This is a genomic window from Streptomyces sp. NPDC096012, from assembly GCF_040426375.1.
Lineage (GTDB): Bacteria > Actinomycetota > Actinomycetes > Streptomycetales > Streptomycetaceae > Streptomyces.
Map to the genome: position 1 here is coordinate 16021 of NZ_JBEOTD010000059.1, position 17745 is coordinate 33765.

The window sequence follows — 17745 nt, forward strand, 5'->3', positions numbered from 1 at the left end:
GGGGCGTCGCGGGCTGTGCGACAGTCGTAACGGCCGCCCCGTTCCCCCTTGGCCGTACCGTCCCCCATCGGAGTGCGTCATGCCGTCCCCAGTCTCCGCGGACCGCCCAGCCGCCCAGCCGCCCGGACGCGGCTCGGTCGAGGCGCTGATAACGCAGGCACGGCGGCTCAAGGGAGACGTGGACGCCGTACGGCGGGACACCCGGAGCGCCGGTTGCCACCCGGAGGACCGCTGGCAGCGCGCGCTGTACGACCTGGCACTGCACCAACTGGAGGATCTGGACGCCCACTTGGCGCAGCTGCGGGACGGCCCGGCGCCCGCCGCGGCCGAGCCCCCCGCCACCCCGGCCGCGCGGCCGGCACCGGTCGGCACCTCGCGCGGATCGCTGCTCGCCCGCGTCGGCAGCGCGGAGTGGAACCTGCTCACGGACGAGGCCACCTGGTCCGCGGAGCTGTGCCGGATCCTCGGCCGCGATCCGGCCGATCCCGCCCTCTCGCTGGACGAACTGCCCTCCCTGGTGCTGGAGGAGGACCGGCCGAAACTCACCGCGATGGTGACGGGCTGCCTGGTCGACGGCAGGCCGATCGACGGCGAGTTCCGCATCCTGCGGCCCGACGACGACGTGCGGACCCTGCACATGATGGGCGAGCCGGTACTCGGCGCCGACGGCGGCACCGCCTCGATGTGGGCGGTGCTGCGTGACGTCAGCGAACTGCGCCGCAGCCAGCGGACGGTGCGCGAGACCCGTGACTCGCTGCAGCACCACCGCCGGCAGGAGCAGACCGAGCACCGGATCGCGGCCGAGTTCCAGGAGGCCGTGCTCCCGCCGTGGCGCGGCTCCCTGCGGCTCCCGCACCGGAAACCACCGGCCCTCGACCTCGCCGCGCACCGCCTGCCGGCGACCGCGGGCACACCCATCGGCGGCGACTGGTACGACGCACTGGAACTGCCCGACGGACAGACCCTGCTGAGCGTCGGCGACCTCACCGGACAGGGGGTGGCCGTCGCCTCGGGCATGGCGATGCTGCTCGGCGCCGTCCGCGGCATGGCGATGGCGGGCACGGCGCCCGGCCGACTGCTCGCCATGCTCAACCAGTTACTGGACGCCACCGTGCAGCCCGCCCTGGGCAGCGCCGTGTGCTGCCGCTATCAGCCCGAGACGCGCAGCCTGCTCTGGGCGCAGGCCGGACACCCCGCCCCGCTGCTGTACCGCGACGGGACGGGGCGCAGGCTGACCGCGCCGGACGGCGTCCTGCTCGGCGCCACTTCGGGTGCCGCCTACGGGCAGGCCGAGGCGACCCTCGAACCGGGCGATCTCCTTCTGCTGCACACCGACGGGCTGGTCCCGGGACACGGCGGTTCCGCTGCCGTGGACCAACTGCTCGACCTCGCCCCGCGGTTCGGCGCGGCGCTCAGCGCACGGGACTGTGTACGCCTGATCGTCGAGGAGTTCGGAGCGTCCGGACGCGAGGACGACGCGTGCGTGCTCGTCGCCAAGGTCACCTCGTGAACCGGCCTTCTCCCCGGCCACACTGACGACCACCGGCGCGCAGGCCCCTCGGGCCCGAGCCTCTCCGTAGCGGTGCGGTGCCCTTACGCCTGCGCACTGTCGTCGCCCTTGCCCCGCGGATTGGGCAGGGCGAGCCGGATCTCCTCCCGCAGTTCGTGGATCTTCGGATAGCCGGCGTACTCCGCGGTCAGCCGGTACATCTGGCGCAGCCGGTCCCAGGTGCGGCGGGAGGAGTTCGATCCCATGGACATCAGGGCCAGTCGTGCGTAACGGTCGGCCTGTTCGGGGTCGTCGGCGATGAAGCAGGCCGACGCCATGGACAGATGATCGAAGATCTTCGACCGCTCGCGTCCGTCGACGCGCAGGGCGAGGGCCTTCTCCGCGTAGTACTGCGCGTGCGCGGCCGCGCCCGGGTCGAACTCCGCCAGCGTGCGGTAGGCGAGGGCTTGCATGCCGTACAGGTCCTCGTCCCTGAACGTCTGCATCCAGTCCGGCGTTGCCGCGTCCTGCCGGTCGGAGACGAAGAGGTCCTCCGCCCTGCCGAGGGTGCGGCGCATCGCCTGGCCCTTGCCCATCGAGGCCTGCGCCCAGGCCTCGATGGTGTGGAACATCGCCTTGGTGCGCGGCTGCAGGCGTTCGCCGGCCCCGGACTGGGCGAGCTTCATCAGGTCCAGCGCGTCGTCCGGCCGGCCGAGGTGCACCATCTGCCGGGCCGCCCGGGAGAGCGCCTCGCCGGCCCGGGGCCGGTCACCGCCCTCACGGGCGGCATGGGCGGCGATGACGAAGTACTTCTGAGCCGTGGGCTCCAGGCCGACGTCGTGCGACATCCAGCCCGCGAGGACGGCGAGGTTGGCGGCGACGCCCCACAGGCGCCGCTGGAGATGGGGTGGGTGGTGGTAGGCGAGCATGCCGCCCACCTCGTTGAGCTGGCCCACGACCGCCTTGCGTTGCAGCCCGCCGCCGCGGGCCGCGTCCCAGGCGCGGAACACCTCGACCGAGCGCTCCAGTTCCTCGATCTCCTGCGACCCGATGGGGGCGGCCTCGTAGCGGTCGAACCCAGCGGGGTCGGCGTGCAGGGGGTCGTGGAGGACGGGGGCGTCGGCCTTGAGGGCCGGATCGGTGTGCAACCAGTCGTACATGGCGCTGCTGAGTGTGGATCCCGCGGCGAGCGCGGCACCCGCGCCCACCAAGCCGCGTCGGTTGAGCATGAGGTCCATTCCCGTGAATTCGGTGAGGACCGCGGCGGTCCGCTCGGGCGGCCACGGCACACCGTCGGGATGTTCCTCGATCCCGGCGCCCTGCCGTTTCCCCGCACGCCCGTGCCGCACCAGACCAAGGTCCTCGATGGTCACGACACGGCCGAGACGCTCGGTGAACAGAGCCGCCAGCACCCGCGGCACGGGATCGCGCGGGATCTCGCCCGTGTCGATCCAGCGCCGCACCCGGGAGGTGTCGGTCGACAGCTGGGGGTGGCCCATGGCCGCCGCCTGCCGGTTGACCAGCCTCGCGAGTTCGCCCTTGGACCAGCCGGCCAGGCCGAACAGGTCCGCGAGGCGAGTGTTGGATTGTCCGCTCACGTCAAGCCCCCAGGTTCTCGGCTGAGTTGACAGTAGCCCGCCGGAGGTTGCCGGGCGACTATTCGCCAGGGTTCGCCAGGGTGCGCCAGATGGTGTGCCACTGGTCATCCGGTGTCAGGTAGGAATGCGCCACCCCGACCCGGTCGCCACCACCCATATGGCGGGCAGCTTCCGGCATATGACGGGCACATTCCCCAGGATGTGCCCGGGTGACCGGGCCGGGCTGCGCGCGAGATGCACAGGCAGGCACTGCAGGCACACGAAGGGATCTGTTTCTCCCATGTACGCAGCATCGTCCTCCGTGTCCGCCCCGCCCCGGCCGCTGCGTTCCCGCCCGGCGGGTGGCGGGCCGTATCTCGACCCGGCGGCGCGGCCCGGCGTCCCCGTGCTGGGCGCGGGCCGGCCCCGGCGGTTGCCGGGACAGCCCGGTACCCAACCGCTCAGCGGGAGACTGGACCTGTCCGGTCCCCAGGGTGCGCAGCTGCGCACCGCGATCGCCTCCGTGCACCGGATCTGCCCGGAGTTCGCCCCGGTGCAGGTGCTGCGGCGCAGCGGACGGTCCGTCCTGCTGGTCGGGACGACGGGGCGCAGTACGGCCGTCGCCAAGTGTCTCCTGGACCACTCGCCCGCCTGGGCGGAGCGGTCCCGCCACGAAATAACCGCATACCGCTCGTTCGTCCGGCACCGGCCACCGGTCCGCGTGCCCAGGCTGATCGCGGCGGATCCGGACAACTGCACCCTGGTCATCGAGCGGATGCCGGGCCGGGTGGCTGCGCTGCAGCGGCATCCGCTGGAGGCCCCGCCGCGCGCGGACGTCCGGGCCGCGCTGGGCGCGATCTGCCGGCTGAACGCCTGGCGCCCACCGGCGGGCATGTTCGACATGCCGCTGGACTACGCGGCCCGGATCTCCCGGTTCCACGAGCTGGGTCTGCTCACCGACCGGGACCTCGGGGACCTGCAGAAGCTGTTGCACGGCATCGCCCACGAGGTGGGCCGGCACGGCATGCTCCAGTTCTGCCACGGCGACGCTCTGCTCTCGAACATCCTGATCTCACCGGCCGGTCCAGTGCTGGTGGACTGGGAGCACGCGGGCTGGTATCTGCCGGGGTACGACCTGGCGACACTCTGGCTGGTCCTCGGGGACGCGCCGACGGCCCGGCGCCAGATCAGCCAGATCGCCCAGTCGGCGGGCCCGGCCGCCCGGGACGCCTTCCTGGTGAACCTGATGCTGCTGCTCACCCGGGAGATCCGGACGTACGAGACGGCCCTGCAGCGTTCGATGCACGACACGGCCCCGGCGGCACCGGGTACGGCCCACCCGGGTGCTGCGCCGTCCGGCGAGGAACAGCGGCTGCTGCTCAGGCGGCTGCACGACGACTGCCAGATGGCCCGCAAGGCCGTCCGCGCGGCGGTCGGCACTCGCTGACGGGGACGACGGTCCGTGGTGCGCCAGAGCGGCGGCGCACCGCGGGCCTTCGTACGTCCGCGCGGCCAGAGCCTTCACCCACGGGGGGTGCCGTGCCCACTGGTGTATGCCTGTGACGCTTCGCAGGCCCGCGCACCACCGCGGCGAAACTCGCCGATACCCTTCGTGACGTGGGAAGTCGCCGTGCCGAGGGCATCATTGACGGATCGTCGGCAAGCCGGTACCACTGACCCAGCTCGGCGCCGTACGTCCCGCCGAGCCCGCCCGTCACAGGAGGCCGCATTGCGAGGTTCCGCCACCGACCCCACGCCCACGCCCGGCCACAGACATCTGAGGCGGACCGCCGGCCCGCTCGCCTCCGCGGCCCTGCTGCTGCCGCTGCTCGGCGCGGCCCCCGCCCACGGCTCCGCCGACTCCTCGGCCACCCGGCTGCAGCAGGCGTTCGCCACCGCCGCGGCGGAACACCACGTGCCGCAGAGCGTCCTGCTGGCCGTGTCCTACCTGCAGTCCCGCTGGGACGGGCACGGCGGGGCGCCCAGCGTGACCGGTGGATACGGCCCGATGCACCTGACCGACGCCCGTACGGCGATGGCCGGCGCGGAGCACTTCGCCGAAGGTACGGAGGACGCCCGCGGCGACAGCGCCCGTGCCGCCCTCCACCCGGACGTCGCGCAGCCGGCCGGGGCGGCGGTCCCGGCCCGCCTGCGGACGCTGCCCGCGGCGGCGGAGCTGACCGGCATCCCGGCCGGGGAACTGCGCACCGATCCGGCGGCGAACGTGGCCGGTGGGGCCGCCCTGCTCGCCGCCGCGCAGAAGGAGCTGGGCGAACCGCTGAGCGCGGACCCGGCCGAGTGGTACGGCGCGGTGGCCCGCTTCTCCGGTGCGGACGACACCGCGACCGCGGCGGCCTACGCCGACGACGTGTACGACGTCCTGCGCACGGGCGAGGAACGCACCACCGACGACGGCCAGCTGGTCGTCCTGGCCGCCCAGCCGAAGCTGGCCGCGGACACGGCCCAGCTGGAGCGGACCGGCCTGCGCACTCGTCCCGCCGATGACACCGAGTGCCCGAAGTCGGTGTCCTGCGAGTCGGTCCCGGCGCCGTACGCGCAGTTCGGGACCGACGACTACGGCAACCACGACCTCGGGGACCGCCCGGCGTCCCAGCGCATCAAGTACATCGTCATCCATGACACGGAGGGCACCTGGGACGGGGTGCTCCACCTGGTCCAGGACCCGACCTATGTGTCCTGGAACTACACCATCCGCTCCACCGACGGTCTGATCGCCCAGCACGTCAAGGCCAAGGACGTGGCCTGGCACGCCGGCAACTGGGACGTCAACGCCAGGTCCGTCGGCATCGAGCACGAGGGCTTCCTCGCCAGCCCCGACGCCTGGTACACCGAGGCGATGTACCGGTCCTCGGCGCGGCTGGTGAGGTACCTGGCCAGGAAGTACGACATCCCCCTCGACCGGCAGCACGTGCTGGGCCACGACAACGTGCCCGGGCCCACCGCCGCCACCATCCCGGGGATGCACACGGACCCCGGCCCCTACTGGGACTGGCGGCACTACTTCGAGCTGCTCGGCCACCCCTTCAAGCGGGCGGGCGGCAAGAGGGCCGCCCTGGTGACCGTCCTTCCGGACTACGCCGGGAACCGGCCCGTCTACACGGGCTGCACCGCCAAGGGCGAGCCCTGCACGGCGCACGGCTCGAGCGAGGTGCGGCTGTACTCGGACCACGACGTGACCGCGCCGCTCATCAAGGACGTCGGGCTGCGCACGGATCCGACCGACGGGGTGAACGACCTGTCGTCGCGGGTGTCCACCGGGCAGCAGTACGCGGTCGCCGACCGCTGGGGCGACTGGACGGCGATCTGGTACCTGGGGCAGAAGGCGTGGTTCCAGAATCCGCGCGAGGCACCGACGGCGGTGCCCGCGAAGGGGCTCCTGGTGACCCCGCGGGACGGCCTGGAGAGCATCCCGGTCTACGGCCGCGCCTACCCGGAGAAGGAGGCCTACCCGGCGGAGGTCCCCGCCCAGTCCGTGGTGCCGCTGCCGTACACGATCCCGGCCGGGCAGCGGTACGTGGCCGGTGACGAGATGGCGGGCGAGTACTACTACGCGGTCACCTTCACCACCGACTCGCACCGGGTCGTGGTGGGCAAGGACCTGTACTACGAGATCCAGTACGGCCACCGGGTGGCATTCGTCCGCGCCGCGGACGTACGCCTCGAGGGCTCGGCCCGCTAGCGGCGCCTCCGGTGCCTCAGCCCTGCTGGAAAAGCTCCGCCGGGAGCGGCTTCAGCAGGGCGTACAGGTCATCGGTGATGGGCCTGTCCCAGGCGGCGATGGTCACGAGGACGCCGTCGCTGCGGTCGAACTGCACACAGGAGATCCGGCTCTCGGAGAGCTTCAGACGCCGCACGATGAGAAGGTTGTCGCCCTGGAGGACCGGCGTGTCCTCGGTCTCGACGACGGTGATCTCCTCGTCGTTCTCCAGGGCCAGCAGCAGCTGGCCCACCTCGAAGGGGACCTCTCCCTCGGCGACGTCCCGGGCCGGGGAGCCCTCCGGCAGATTGCCGATGATCATCGCGGGACCGCGGCCGCCGAAGAGGTCGTAGCGCAGGAAGACACCCTGGCAGGTGCCGTCGGGGGCGGGCAGCAGGCCCGCGCCGAGGTTGCCCGGCCAGTCGCCCGGGTCCATGGCCAGCACGTCGAAGTCGGGTCCGGCAGGAGTGGCGCTGCGGCGGCGGAGGAACGACATGCGGCCATGGTACGTGCCCGGGCTCCGGTGGGTGACCTGTGGGCGCCCGGTGGCACGGTGCCGGTCACGGCGCGCGGGCGGCTAGGTCAAGGGGCAGCCGCCGAGCAGGTCCGCCGGGGACGCGTCGGCCGGACGGGCGACCGTGTGATCGGCGGGCGGAGGCGCGCCGGCGGTGATCCACCGTTCCAGCGCGGTGAACGCCGAGCGGTGGCAGGGCACCATCGGGCGGAGCCGGCCGGGGAAGGCGTCCACCAGGGAGTCGGTGTGCGTTCCGTCCTCGATGCGGTAGTAGCGCAGCAGGCTGCCGCGCCCGGCGGTGTGGACCATGCGCGCGTAGACGTCGGAGTCCTCGCTGATCGGCAGCAGCACGTCGAGCGTGCCCTGGAGGGTGATCAGGGGTTTGCCGATGCGGCCGGTGAGGGCGATGCGGCCGACGGCGCGGTGTACGGCGGCGGGGCGGGACGCGTAGTCGTAGTCGGCGTCGCAGTCGGGGGTGCCGGAGGCGCAGAACGGGGTGCCGGCCTCGGTGGCGCCGTCGTAGCCGGGGTCGACTTCCTCGCGGTAGATGCGCTGGGTGAGGTCCCAGTAGACCTGGTGGTGGTAGGGCCACAGGAACTCGGAGCCGGCCGGGAACCCCGCCCGGTGCAGGGCCGCCCGGGCGGCGGCGGCCGCGGAGCCGCCGGCCGCGTAGTCGGGGTAGTGGCGCAGTGCCGCCGGCAGGGAGGTGAGCGGGTTGGGGCCGTCCGCGCGCCAGAGGGTGCCCTCCCAGTCGACTCCGCCGTCGTACAGCTCGGGGTGGTTCTCCAGTTGCCAGCGCACCAGGTAGCCGCCGTTGGACAGGCCGGTGGCGATCGTGCGGGCCGGGGGCCGGTGGTAGCGCTGTGCGACGACGGAGCGGGCGGCGCGGGTGAGCTGGGGGAGGCGGGTGTTCCATTCGGCGATGGCGTCGCCGGGGCGGAGGCCGTCGCGGTAGAAGGCCGTGCCGGTGTTGCCCTTGTCGGTGGCGGCGTAGGCGTAGCCGCGCGCGAGCACCCAGTCGGCTATGGCCCGGTCGTTGGCGTACTGCTCGCGGTTGCCCGGCGTTCCGGCGACGACGAGTTGGCCGTTGAAGTGGTCGGGCAGGCGGATGACGAACTGCGAGTCGTGGTTCCAGCCGTGGTCGGTGTTGGTGGTGGAGGTGTCGGGGAAGTAGCCGTCGATCTGGATGCCGGGCACGCCACTGGGGGTGGGCAGGTTCTGCGGGGTGAGGCCGGCGTAGTCGGCCGGGTCGGTGTGTCCGGAGGCCACGGTGCCCGCGGTGGTCAGCTCGTCCAGGCAGTCGGCCTGCTCGTGGGCGGCGCCCGGCACGTGCAGCCGGGCGCGTCCGGCGCAGTGGGCGGCCGTCGTCGTCGTTGCGGTGGGCTCGGCCGTGGCCGGGGTGATCAGCAGGGAGCAGGCGGCGCCGAGGGACAGGGCGCCGAGTGCGGCACGCCGTGCCGGCCGGCCGCGCGGTGTGGTGCGGTGGGGGTGCATGCGTCTCCTCCAGCGGGTCGGGGATGGGCTGGAGGTTAGGGCCGAGTGGTGGCGGCCGGACATATGTGGAGCCGCCATGGTGGCGGCTTGTGCAGCGTTGCCGGCCACCATGGTGAGGGCCTCCTCCTGCTGATCCGCCGTCAGGGGCAGCCGCCGTCGGCCAGGGCGTAGTAGCCGGCGGGTGACTCCTTCAGGGTGTGGGTGACGAACGTGTTGTACAGCCCCATGTTCTGGTGCGAGCCGTTCGCGTAGGTGTAGCCACCGCTGGTGGTGGCCCGGCCGGCCTGCACCTGCGCGTAGTTGCTCGCCGTCCAGCACGAGGGGGTGCCCGGGTCCCCCGGGCCGGAGCCGCCCGGATCGGAGGTGTCCAGGCCGAAGAACCGCGCGATCCAGCGGCTGGAGCAGATGGAGTCCAGGAAGTACGGGGCGCCGGTGGCGCCGCACTGTTCGGTGCCGGTGCCCGGGTCGACCGGGGTGCCGTGGCCGATGCCCGGCACGCGGTCGACCTCCACGGCGACGGTGCCGTCGGCGGCCAGGTACTGGTCCTGGCGGGTGGCGTCCGGCCCGATGGTGGTCGTGCGCGTGGGCGTCTGGGACAGGCCGTGCAGCGCCGTCCACTGGTCGCGCAGTTCGGTGGCGTTGCGCGGTGCGACGGTGGTGTCCTGGTCGCCGTACCAGACGGCCGTGCGCGGCCACGGCCCCGGGTACGAGGGAAGGGCGTCGCGCACCCGCCGGGCCCACTCGGCCGGGCCGAGGTCGACGCCGGGGTTCATGCAGAGGTAGGGGCTGTTGTCCTTGGTGCAGTCGTAGGGCAGGCCGGCGACGACCGCGCCGGCGGAGAAGACGTCGGGGTAGGTCGCGAGCATGACCGAGGTCATGGCGCCGCCCGCGGACAGCCCGGTGACGTAGACCCGGTGCGGGTCGGCGCCGTAGGCGGTGACGGCGTGGCTCACCATCTGCCGGATCGAGAGGGCTTCGCCCTGGTCACGCCGGTTGTCGCCGGTCTGGAACCAGTTGAAGCACCGGCTGGGGTTGTTGGCGGTGGTGGTCTCCGCCAGCACCAGCAGGAACCCGTCGGTCTCGGCGAGTTGCGGCAGGCCGGAGTTGTCGGCGTAGACCTGGGCGTTCTGGGTGCATCCGTGCAGGGCCACGACCACCGGCGGATGCGCCGGCAGGGACGCGGGCCGGTACACGTACATGGTGAGGGCGCCGGGGTCGCTCCCGAAGCCGGTGACCTCGGTGAGTGTGACGGAGGCCCGGGCGGTGGGCACGGGGCCGGCGAGCGCGGTGCCGAGGACGACGGCGATGACGGCCAGGAGGCGGGACAGCAGAATCCCGGGCCGGAGACGGGCGCGCGGGCGGGCGGGTGGTGGCGCTCCGGGTGCCTTCCTGAACAGCTGTGGCGACATGGCGGCTCCTTCGGTGGACACGTGTGTCCCGGCCGCTCCCGCGCGTGGGGCGGCGCCTGGAGCGCCGGGTGTGGCGGAACCGTAGGTGCGGGTGGGTCCGGGCACCATGGCGCCGGGCACCACAGGCGTCAGGGCGTCGGCCGACGGCGGACGGATTGCCGCGTGCTGTGCTGTCTGCTATGCCGAGTCGACCGTGCGGCAGGGGGTTTCACTCCTGCGGCGGTCCCGGCGGCACCACGGCCACGGGGCTCTCCGCGTGCAGCAGCACGGCCTGGGTGACCGAGCCCATCATGCGGGCCGGGGCGAGCAACCGCCTGCGGTGCCGTCCGACGACGACCAGCTCGGCGTCCCGGGAGGCGGCCACGAGACGGCCGGCCGCGTCGCCGGGCAGCGCCTCGGCGTCGGCGCGGACCCCGGGGTGCCGCTTGCGGTGCGGGGCGAGGAACCCGTCGGCCAGGACGCGGGTCTCGTGCTCGATGTCGTCGCGGTCGACCGGGGGCGGCACCGGCTGGCCGGGTGCCGACCACGTCTGCAGCGGCCACGGGTAGGCGGCGATCACCTGCACCCGGGCGTCGCGCAGGGCGGCCTCGGTGAACGCGAAGTCGAGGACGGCCTCGTCCGGGCTGTCGACGTGCAGGCCGACGACGATCCGGGGACCCGGGCCGGCCGGGGTGCCGCCGTACTCCTCGGCCGCCCGCACGGCGTCGGCGGCGCCCCCGTCGCGGCCGGGCGGAGGTACGACGATCACCGGGCACTCGGCGTCCCGCGCGGCGGCCAGGCCGTTGGAGCCGAGCAGCAGGCTGGCGAAGCCGCCCCGGCCGCGCGAGCCGAGCACCAGCATCCGTGCCTCGGCGCCCAGTTCGGGCAGGACGGCGCCCGGCACACCCTCCAGGGCGACCAGCTCCACGGCCGGCTCCTCGGCGCGGCCGGCGAGCCGGGTGCGCACCTCGTCCAGCACCGGGTCGCCCTCCGCGCCGGGCGGCCCGGCGACCAGCACGTCGGCCTGTCCCCAGGCGGCGTACTGCCGCACGTGCACGACCCGCAGCGGGGCCGCGTGCCGGCGGGCCGCCGCCAGGGCCCACTCGAATGCCAGCAGGCTGTGCTCGGAACCGTCGACCGCGGCGATGACCGGCTCAGCGCTCATCCTTGCTCACCTCCGGAACGTGACCTTCGCCTTGCTGGGGCCAGCCTCGCTCAGGCTCGGCCCCGGCAGGGCGCTGCCGGTCGCGTGTCCGGAAATCCGGTCGGAACACCCCCCGGTTCGGCTCCCGGTGCCCCGGGGGCGGCGGGAGGCGGGGTCAGGTCAGGTCGAACTCGCCCTCGCGCGCCCCGGAGACGAAGGCGCCCCATTCGGCGGGCGTGAAGATCAGGGAGGGACTCTCCGCCCGGCCGCTGTTGCGCATCGCGATGAAGCCCTCGACAAAGGCGATCTGGACATCGCCCAGACCTCGGCTGCTGGACTGCCACTCGGCCCTGCTGAGATCCAGCTCCGGCTTGTCCCAGCCCGCCAACGGCTGCTGCTGGATGGTGCTCTCGGCCACGTCCGTGCTCCTCCCGGTTCGTCGTCCGCGGGCCAGCCTAGCGACCGGTCACGAGTGCGGACAGGCCACGCGAGAAGGACGTTCGGGACTTCCGGCCGGATCCCGCGGGCAACCGTTCAGGAATCGGGGGGTTCCGACCCCACGAGCCACATGGAGAAGAACTGCGAGCCGCCGCCGTAGGCGTGGCCGAGCACCCTGCGGGCGCCGTCCACCTGGTGCTCCCCCGCCTGTCCGCGCACCTGCAGCGCCGCCTCGGCGAAGCGGATCATGCCGGAGGCGCCGATGGGGTTGGTGGAGAGCACACCGCCCGACATGTCGACGGGAAGGTCCCCGTCGAGTTCCGTGACACCGGACTCGGTGAGTTTCCAGCCCTCACCCTCCTCGGCGAAGCCGAGGTTCTCCAGCCACATGGGCTCGTACCAGGAGAACGGCACGTACATCTCCACGGCGTCGATGTCCCGGCGCGGGTCGGCGATGCCCGCCTGCCGGTAGACGTCGGCGGCGCAGTCCTTGCCGGCCTGCGGGGAGACGAAGTCCTTGCCCGCGAAGAGGGTGGGTTCGCTGCGCATGGCACCCCCCAGCAGCCAGGCGGGCGGCCGGGGCGCGCGGACGGCCCCGGCGCGGTCGGTGAGGACCATGGCGCAGGCGCCGTCGGAGGACGGGCAGGTCTCGGAGTAGCGGATGGGGTCCCACAACATGGGTGAGGCCTGGACCTTCTGCAGGGTGATGTCGTGCTCGTGCAGATGGGCGTAGGGGTTCTTCAGGGCGTTGCGCCGGTCCTTGTAGGCGACGAGGGAGCCGACGGTGTCGGGGGCGCCGCTGCGCCGCATGTACGCGCGCACGTGTGGGGCGAAGAAGCCGCCCGCGCCGGCGAGCAGGGGCTGCTGGAAGGGGATCGGCAGGGACAGCCCCCACATGGCGTTGGACTCGGACTGTTTTTCGAAGGCGAGGGTGAGGACCGTGCCGTGGACGCGGGCGGCTATCAGGTTCGCCGCGACCAGCGCGGTGGATCCGCCGACGGAGCCGGCGGTGTGCACCCGGAGCATGGGCTTGCCGACCGCGCCGAGGGCGTCGGCGAGGTACAGCTCGGGCATCATCACGCCCTCGAAGAAGTCGGGCGCCTTGCCGATGACGACGGCGTCGATGTCCGCCCACGTCGACTCGGCGTCGTCCAGGGCTCGTTGTGCGGCCTCACGGACGAGGCCCGCGATCGACACGTCCCGGCGGGCTGCCACGTGCTTCGTCTGGCCGATCCCGGTGACGGCCACGGGCTCCTTGCTCATCGTGGATCCCCTTCGAGTACGGCGACAAGGTTCTGCTGCAGGCAGGGGCCCGAGGTGGCGTGGGCGAGGGCGCGGTCGGACTCACCGCGGTGGATGCGCGCCGCGGCCTCACCGATGCGGATGAGTCCCGCGGCCATGAGCGGGTTGGCCGCGAGGGCGCCTCCGGAGGGGTTGACGCGGACATCCCCGCCGAGCCCGAGCGCCTTGCGCAGCACGATCTCCTGGGCGCTGAACGGCGCGTGCAACTCGGCGGTGTCGACGGGCCGTTCGAACGCTCCGGCTCGCTGCGCGGCCAGCCGGGCGGAGGGCGAGTCGGTGAGGTCGCGCACGCCGAGGCCGTGCGCCTCGATGCGGTGGTCGATGCCCCGGATCCAGGCGGGCCGCGCGCACAGGTCCCGGGCCCGCTCCCCCGCCGCCAGGACCACCGCGGCGGCGCCGTCGCCGATGGGCGGGCAGTCACCGGTGCGCAGCGGGCGTACCAGGTAGCCGCCCTGCGGGACCTCGCCGCTGAGCTGGGCGTGCGGGTTGGCGACGGCGTCGGCCCGGCTGCGCGCGCCGACGGCTGCGAGCGCGGGTTCGTCGGTGTCGCCGGCGTCGATGAGGGCCTGCGCCTGGAGGGCGGCGAGGGCCACGGCGTCGGGCCACAGGGGGGCGACGTAGTACGGGTCGAGCTGGCGGGTCAGCACGTCCCGGACGGAGCCGGGTGAGCACTTGCCGTAGGAGTAGACGAGCGCGGTGTCGGCGTCCCCTGTCAAAAGCTTGGTCCAGGCCTCGTACAGCGCCCAGGCGCCGTCCATCTCCACGTGCGACTCGGAGACCGGCGGCCAGGCGCCGACGCCGTCGAGGGCGAGGGTGAAGGAGAAGGCGCGGCCGGCGAGGTAGTCGCTGGAGCCGGAGCAGGTGAAGCCGATGTCGGCGGTCCTGAGCCCGGTCCGGGCGAGGACCTCGTGGAGGACCGGCATGAGCATCTCGACCTCGGAGGACTCCTCGGTGGAGCGCCGGTGGTCGGTCTGGGCGAAGGCGACGACGGCGATGTCCCGGGCGGCGGGGGCTCCTTCGCTGGTCACAGCAGCTCCTTGTACGTCTCGTAGTCCGCGTCGGGTTCGCCGGCCGGCCGGTAGTGGTCGGGGTGGCGGGCGCCCTGCTTCCACACCGGTTCCACCCGCAGGCCCATGCGGACCTGGTCGTAGGGGATGCCGCCGATCCGGGCGTGCAGGGCGAGGTCGGCGCCGTCGAGGGCGATGTGCGCGTAGACGTACGGCACCTCGATGTCGAGGTTCTTCGCCTTGATGTTGACGATGCAGTAGGTGGTGACCGTGCCCCGCGGCCCCACTTCGACCTGTTCGTGGGTGGCGAGGCCACATGTGGGGCAGGCCCCCCTCGGCGGGACGTACACCTTGCGGCAGGAGGGGCAGCGTTCGCCGACGGTGCGCCGTTCGGTGAGGGCGTCGATGTAGGCGGACTGGGCCCGGCCGGGTGTGTAGGTGTAGTCGAGGCGGGCGGGGGCGACGATCCCGGTGAGCGGATCGGCGAACCGGCCGGTGTGGCCGCCGACCCGGACGGGTTCGCCCGGGTAGGGCTCGAAGCAGGCGATGTCGGTGATGGCACCGGTGCGGTCGTCGGCCCAGCGGATCCGCACCCGCATCCCGGTGTGCACGGCGTCGGGGCCGGGTGCGTCGAGGGCGTGCAGCAGGGCGGTGTCGGCGCCGTCGAGCCGGACCAGGGCCCAGGCGAAGGGGGTGGCCAGGGGCTGGCCGCGGCGGGGTTCGTGGTTCCAGGCCCAGGTGGTGACCGTGCCCGTCGGGGCGACCTCCACCAGGTCGTGGATCTCGTCGGCGGTGACGGGGTCGTACTCGACGGGCGGGACGAGTGTGCGGCCGTCGGTGGTCCTCACGCCGAGGACGACGCGTTCGCGCAGTCCGGTGAGGAAGGCGCTCTGGACGGGGCCGAGGGAGCGGGTGAAGGGGAACTCGACGACGAGTGGCGCTCTGAGGACTTCGGGCATGGGAGGGCTCCTCGGGTCAGGCGCGCTTGTAGACGGGGTGCCGTTTCTCCGCGAAGGCACGGGCGCCCTCCTTGGCGTCGGCGGTGTCGAACACGGTCCATCCGGTGGCGAGTTCGGCGGCGAGTCCGTCGGCCTCCGTCAGGTCGGCGGTCCGGTACACGGACGCCTTGACGGCTTCGACGGCGAGCGGGCCGCAGGCATTGATCCGCTCGGCGATCTCCAGGGCCCGGGCCAGCGCGGTGCCGTCGGGTACGACGTGGCCGACGAGTCCGATGTCCGCTGCCTCCCGGGCACTGTAGGGCCGGCCGGTGAGCAGCATCTCCAGGGCGTGGGTGCGCGGGATCTGGCGCTGCAGCCGGACGGTGGAGCCGCCGATCGGGAACAGTCCGCGCCTGACCTCGAACAGGCCGAAGGTGGCGGACTCGCCCGCGACCCGGATGTCGGTGCCCTGGAGGATCTCGGTGCCGCCCGCGACGCACGGCCCCTCGACGGCGGCGATCACCGGTTTGCGCGGCCGGTGGTGGCGCAGCATCGCCTTCCAGTGCAGGTCGGGGTCGGCGTCGAGACGGTCGCGGTGGTGCTCGCCCCGCATGCCGTCGCCGGCCAGCGCCTTGAGGTCCATGCCGGCGCAGAAGGCGCCGCCGGCCCCGGTGAGCACGATCGAGCGGATGTCGTCGTCCTCGTCGGCCTCGATCCAGCCGTCGTAGAGGCCGACGAGCATGGAGAGCGAGAGCGCGTTCCTGGCGTCGGGCCTGTCGAGCGTGAGCACCAGTGTGGCGCCCTCGCGCCGCACGGTGAGGTGTTCCGTCCCACCCATGGCCATCTCCCCTCGGTCGGAACGAGAACAGGTTGCAGGAGGAGAGAGGGCACTTCAAGGGTTTTCTGACAGACAGTCAGTTTTCTTGGCGGGGGCCCTTCACAGTTTCGGCGCGCTTTGCTCTGATGACCGGCGAGCCGGCAAGTGCGCCCTTTCGTCGCCCGGACCGCCGGAGTCAGGAGGAGCGGTGGAGTTCAACCTCGCCGATCTGTTCGAGTCGGTCGTCGACGTGGTCCCGGACCGCGAGGCGCTCGTGTACCTCGACCACCCCGGCACGGGCGCGGAGCGCCGGCTGACGTACGCCGAGCTGGACGCGGCCGCCAACCGCATCGCCCACCACCTGGCCGACAGCGGCATACGCCCCGGGGAACACCTCGGCCTTCACCTGTACAACGGGGTCGAGTACCTGCAGACGGTGCTCGGCTGCCTGAAGGCGAGGATCGTCCCGGTCAACGTGAACTACCGCTACGTGGAAGAGGAGTTGGTGTACCTCTACCGGGACGCGGACCTGGTGGCGCTGGTCTACGACGCGGAGTTCGAGGACCGGGTGGCGGGGGCGCTGCCGCGGACCCCGGCGCTGAGGCACCTGCTGCGGGTGGGCGCGGGGCCGGCAGGGCTGCCGGGGGCGGTGCCGTTCGCCGGGGCGGAGGCATCCGGTTCGCCCGGGCGGGGCTTTCCTGCTCGCTCGGGGGACGACCAGCTCATCATCTACACCGGCGGCACGACGGGCCTGCCCAAGGGTGTGATGTGGCGTCAGGAGGACCTGTTCTTCGCGGGGCTGGGGGGCGGTGCGCCGACCGGGGAACCGGTGCGGGCGCCGCGGGAGCTGGCCGAGCGGGTCGCCGCCGGCGGTTCCGGCATTACCTTCTTCCCCACTCCCCCGCTGATGCACGGCACCTCGACACTCACCGCGTTCATCGGTTTCAACTTCGGCCAGCGGGTCGTCCTGCACCGCAAGTTCGTGCCGGAGGAGGTGCTGCGGACCGTCGAACGGGAGAGGGTCACCAGCATGTCCCTGGTCGGCGACGCGATGCTCCGGCCGCTGATCGACGCGTTGAACGGGCCGATGAAGGGCACGGACTGCTCGGCGCTGTTCAGCGTCTCCTCCTCGGGCGCGATCATGTCGGAGACCGTGCGGGGGCAGTTCCGCGAGCTGGTCCCGAACGCGGTGCTGCTGAACAACTTCGGCTCCTCGGAGTCCGGCTTCAACGGGACGGCGACGGACGACTCCGGGCCCGAGCGGGGCTTCCGCATCCGGGTCAACTCGCGTACGCGGGTCGTGGATCCGGCGACGCACGAGCCGGTCGCCGTCGGCGAGGTCGGCCGGGTGGCCCAGTGCGGTCATGTCCCGCTCGGCTACTACAACGACCGGCGCAAGACGGCGGAGACGTTCTTCGAGAAGGACGGGCGGCGCTGGGTGCTGCTGGGCGACATGGCGACGGTCGGCGAGGACGGGGTGGTCACCGTCCTCGGCCGCGGCTCGCAGTGCATCAACACCGGCGGCGAGAAGGTCTATCCCGAGGAGGTCGAGCAGGCGCTCAAGGCCCACCCGGACGTCTACGACGCCCTGGTCGCGGGCGTTCCGGACGCCACGTGGGGCAGCCGTGTGGCGGCCGTGGTGCAGTTGCGCGCGGGAGCGCCGCGCCCGTCCCTCACCGACATCCAGAGCCACTGCCGTACCCGGCTCGCCGGTTACAAGATCCCCCGCCAGCTGGTGATCACGGAGGCCGTCCAGCGCTCGCCGAGCGGCAAGGCCGACTACCGGTGGGCCCGGGAGGTGGCGGTGGCCGCGACCGGCACGGGCGACGGCTACAAGAAGCTGTCGTACTCGCTGGACGCCTACGCGGGCAAGAAGATCGACCTCCGCTTCCGCTACCTGACCGACGGCGGCGTGGCGC

General features: G+C 72.9%; 14 protein-coding genes. 4 read left to right on the forward strand and 10 right to left on the reverse strand.

Annotated elements, in window-relative coordinates:
- Window positions 1-79 precede the first annotated feature (79 nt).
- A complete protein-coding gene (locus ABVB68_RS34430; protein ID WP_353605136.1) occupies window positions 80-1510 on the forward strand; it encodes a PP2C family protein-serine/threonine phosphatase in 1431 nt (476 codons plus the stop codon).
- 83 nt (window positions 1511-1593) lie between these two features.
- Here the strand turns inward: ABVB68_RS34430 and ABVB68_RS34435 are convergent, their stop codons facing one another.
- Window positions 1594-3087, reverse strand: a complete 1494-nt coding sequence (locus ABVB68_RS34435; RefSeq protein ID WP_353605137.1) for a DNA-binding protein NsdB — start codon at window positions 3085-3087, stop codon at window positions 1594-1596.
- A gap of 280 nt (window positions 3088-3367) precedes the next feature.
- Here ABVB68_RS34435 and ABVB68_RS34440 point away from each other — a divergent pair, with 280 nt between their 5' ends.
- Both ABVB68_RS34440 and ABVB68_RS34445 read left to right on the forward strand, forming a co-directional pair.
- Entirely contained in the window at window positions 3368-4513 is a 1146-nt protein-coding gene (locus tag ABVB68_RS34440) for an aminoglycoside phosphotransferase family protein (protein WP_353605138.1), read from the forward strand.
- Window positions 4514-4795: 282 nt separating this feature from the next.
- Window positions 4796-6766 carry an N-acetylmuramoyl-L-alanine amidase gene (locus ABVB68_RS34445; protein ID WP_353605139.1) on the forward strand — a complete coding sequence of 657 codons (1971 nt, stop codon included), beginning with the start codon at window positions 4796-4798 and terminating at the stop codon, window positions 6764-6766.
- A 16-nt stretch (window positions 6767-6782) separates the two neighbouring features.
- Here the strand turns inward: ABVB68_RS34445 and ABVB68_RS34450 are convergent, their stop codons facing one another.
- The 9 genes from ABVB68_RS34450 to ABVB68_RS34490 all read right to left on the reverse strand — a co-directional run bounded on the left by ABVB68_RS34450 (window position 6783) and on the right by ABVB68_RS34490 (window position 15847).
- Window positions 6783-7280, reverse strand: a complete 498-nt coding sequence (locus ABVB68_RS34450; protein WP_353605140.1) for a glycosyltransferase family protein — start codon at window positions 7278-7280, stop codon at window positions 6783-6785.
- An 81-nt stretch (window positions 7281-7361) separates the two neighbouring features.
- The gene (locus ABVB68_RS34455; RefSeq protein ID WP_353605141.1) at window positions 7362-8792 is read right to left on the reverse strand and encodes a 3-hydroxybutyrate oligomer hydrolase family protein; all 1431 of its coding nucleotides are present in this window, start codon (window positions 8790-8792) and stop codon (window positions 7362-7364) included.
- A gap of 140 nt (window positions 8793-8932) precedes the next feature.
- The gene (locus ABVB68_RS34460) at window positions 8933-10201 is read right to left on the reverse strand and encodes an extracellular catalytic domain type 1 short-chain-length polyhydroxyalkanoate depolymerase (protein WP_353605142.1); all 1269 of its coding nucleotides are present in this window, start codon (window positions 10199-10201) and stop codon (window positions 8933-8935) included.
- Between the two features lie 208 nt (window positions 10202-10409).
- Entirely contained in the window at window positions 10410-11345 is a 936-nt protein-coding gene (locus ABVB68_RS34465; RefSeq protein WP_353605143.1) for a universal stress protein, read from the reverse strand.
- 154 nt (window positions 11346-11499) lie between these two features.
- Window positions 11500-11742, reverse strand: coding sequence for a DUF397 domain-containing protein (locus ABVB68_RS34470; RefSeq protein WP_353605144.1), 243 nt, complete (start codon window positions 11740-11742; stop codon window positions 11500-11502).
- Window positions 11743-11858: 116 nt separating this feature from the next.
- Window positions 11859-13025, reverse strand: a complete 1167-nt coding sequence (locus ABVB68_RS34475; protein WP_353605145.1) for a thiolase family protein — start codon at window positions 13023-13025, stop codon at window positions 11859-11861.
- On the reverse strand, window positions 13022-14092 hold the full coding sequence (locus ABVB68_RS34480) for a thiolase family protein (protein ID WP_353605146.1): 1071 nt from the start codon (window positions 14090-14092) through the stop codon (window positions 13022-13024). Before ABVB68_RS34480 ends, ABVB68_RS34475 begins: the two co-directional genes overlap by 4 nt.
- Window positions 14089-15030, reverse strand: coding sequence for a Zn-ribbon domain-containing OB-fold protein (locus ABVB68_RS34485; RefSeq protein WP_353605147.1), 942 nt, complete (start codon window positions 15028-15030; stop codon window positions 14089-14091). Before ABVB68_RS34485 ends, ABVB68_RS34480 begins: the two co-directional genes overlap by 4 nt.
- A 16-nt stretch (window positions 15031-15046) precedes the next feature.
- Window positions 15047-15847 (reverse strand): crotonase/enoyl-CoA hydratase family protein, encoded by an 801-nt coding sequence (locus tag ABVB68_RS34490; protein ID WP_353605148.1) that lies wholly within the window; start codon window positions 15845-15847, stop codon window positions 15047-15049.
- Between the two features lie 187 nt (window positions 15848-16034).
- Here ABVB68_RS34490 and ABVB68_RS34495 point away from each other — a divergent pair.
- Window positions 16035-17745: acyl-CoA synthetase (locus ABVB68_RS34495; RefSeq protein ID WP_353605149.1), on the forward strand; the 1711-nt coding region annotated here is incomplete at its 3' end.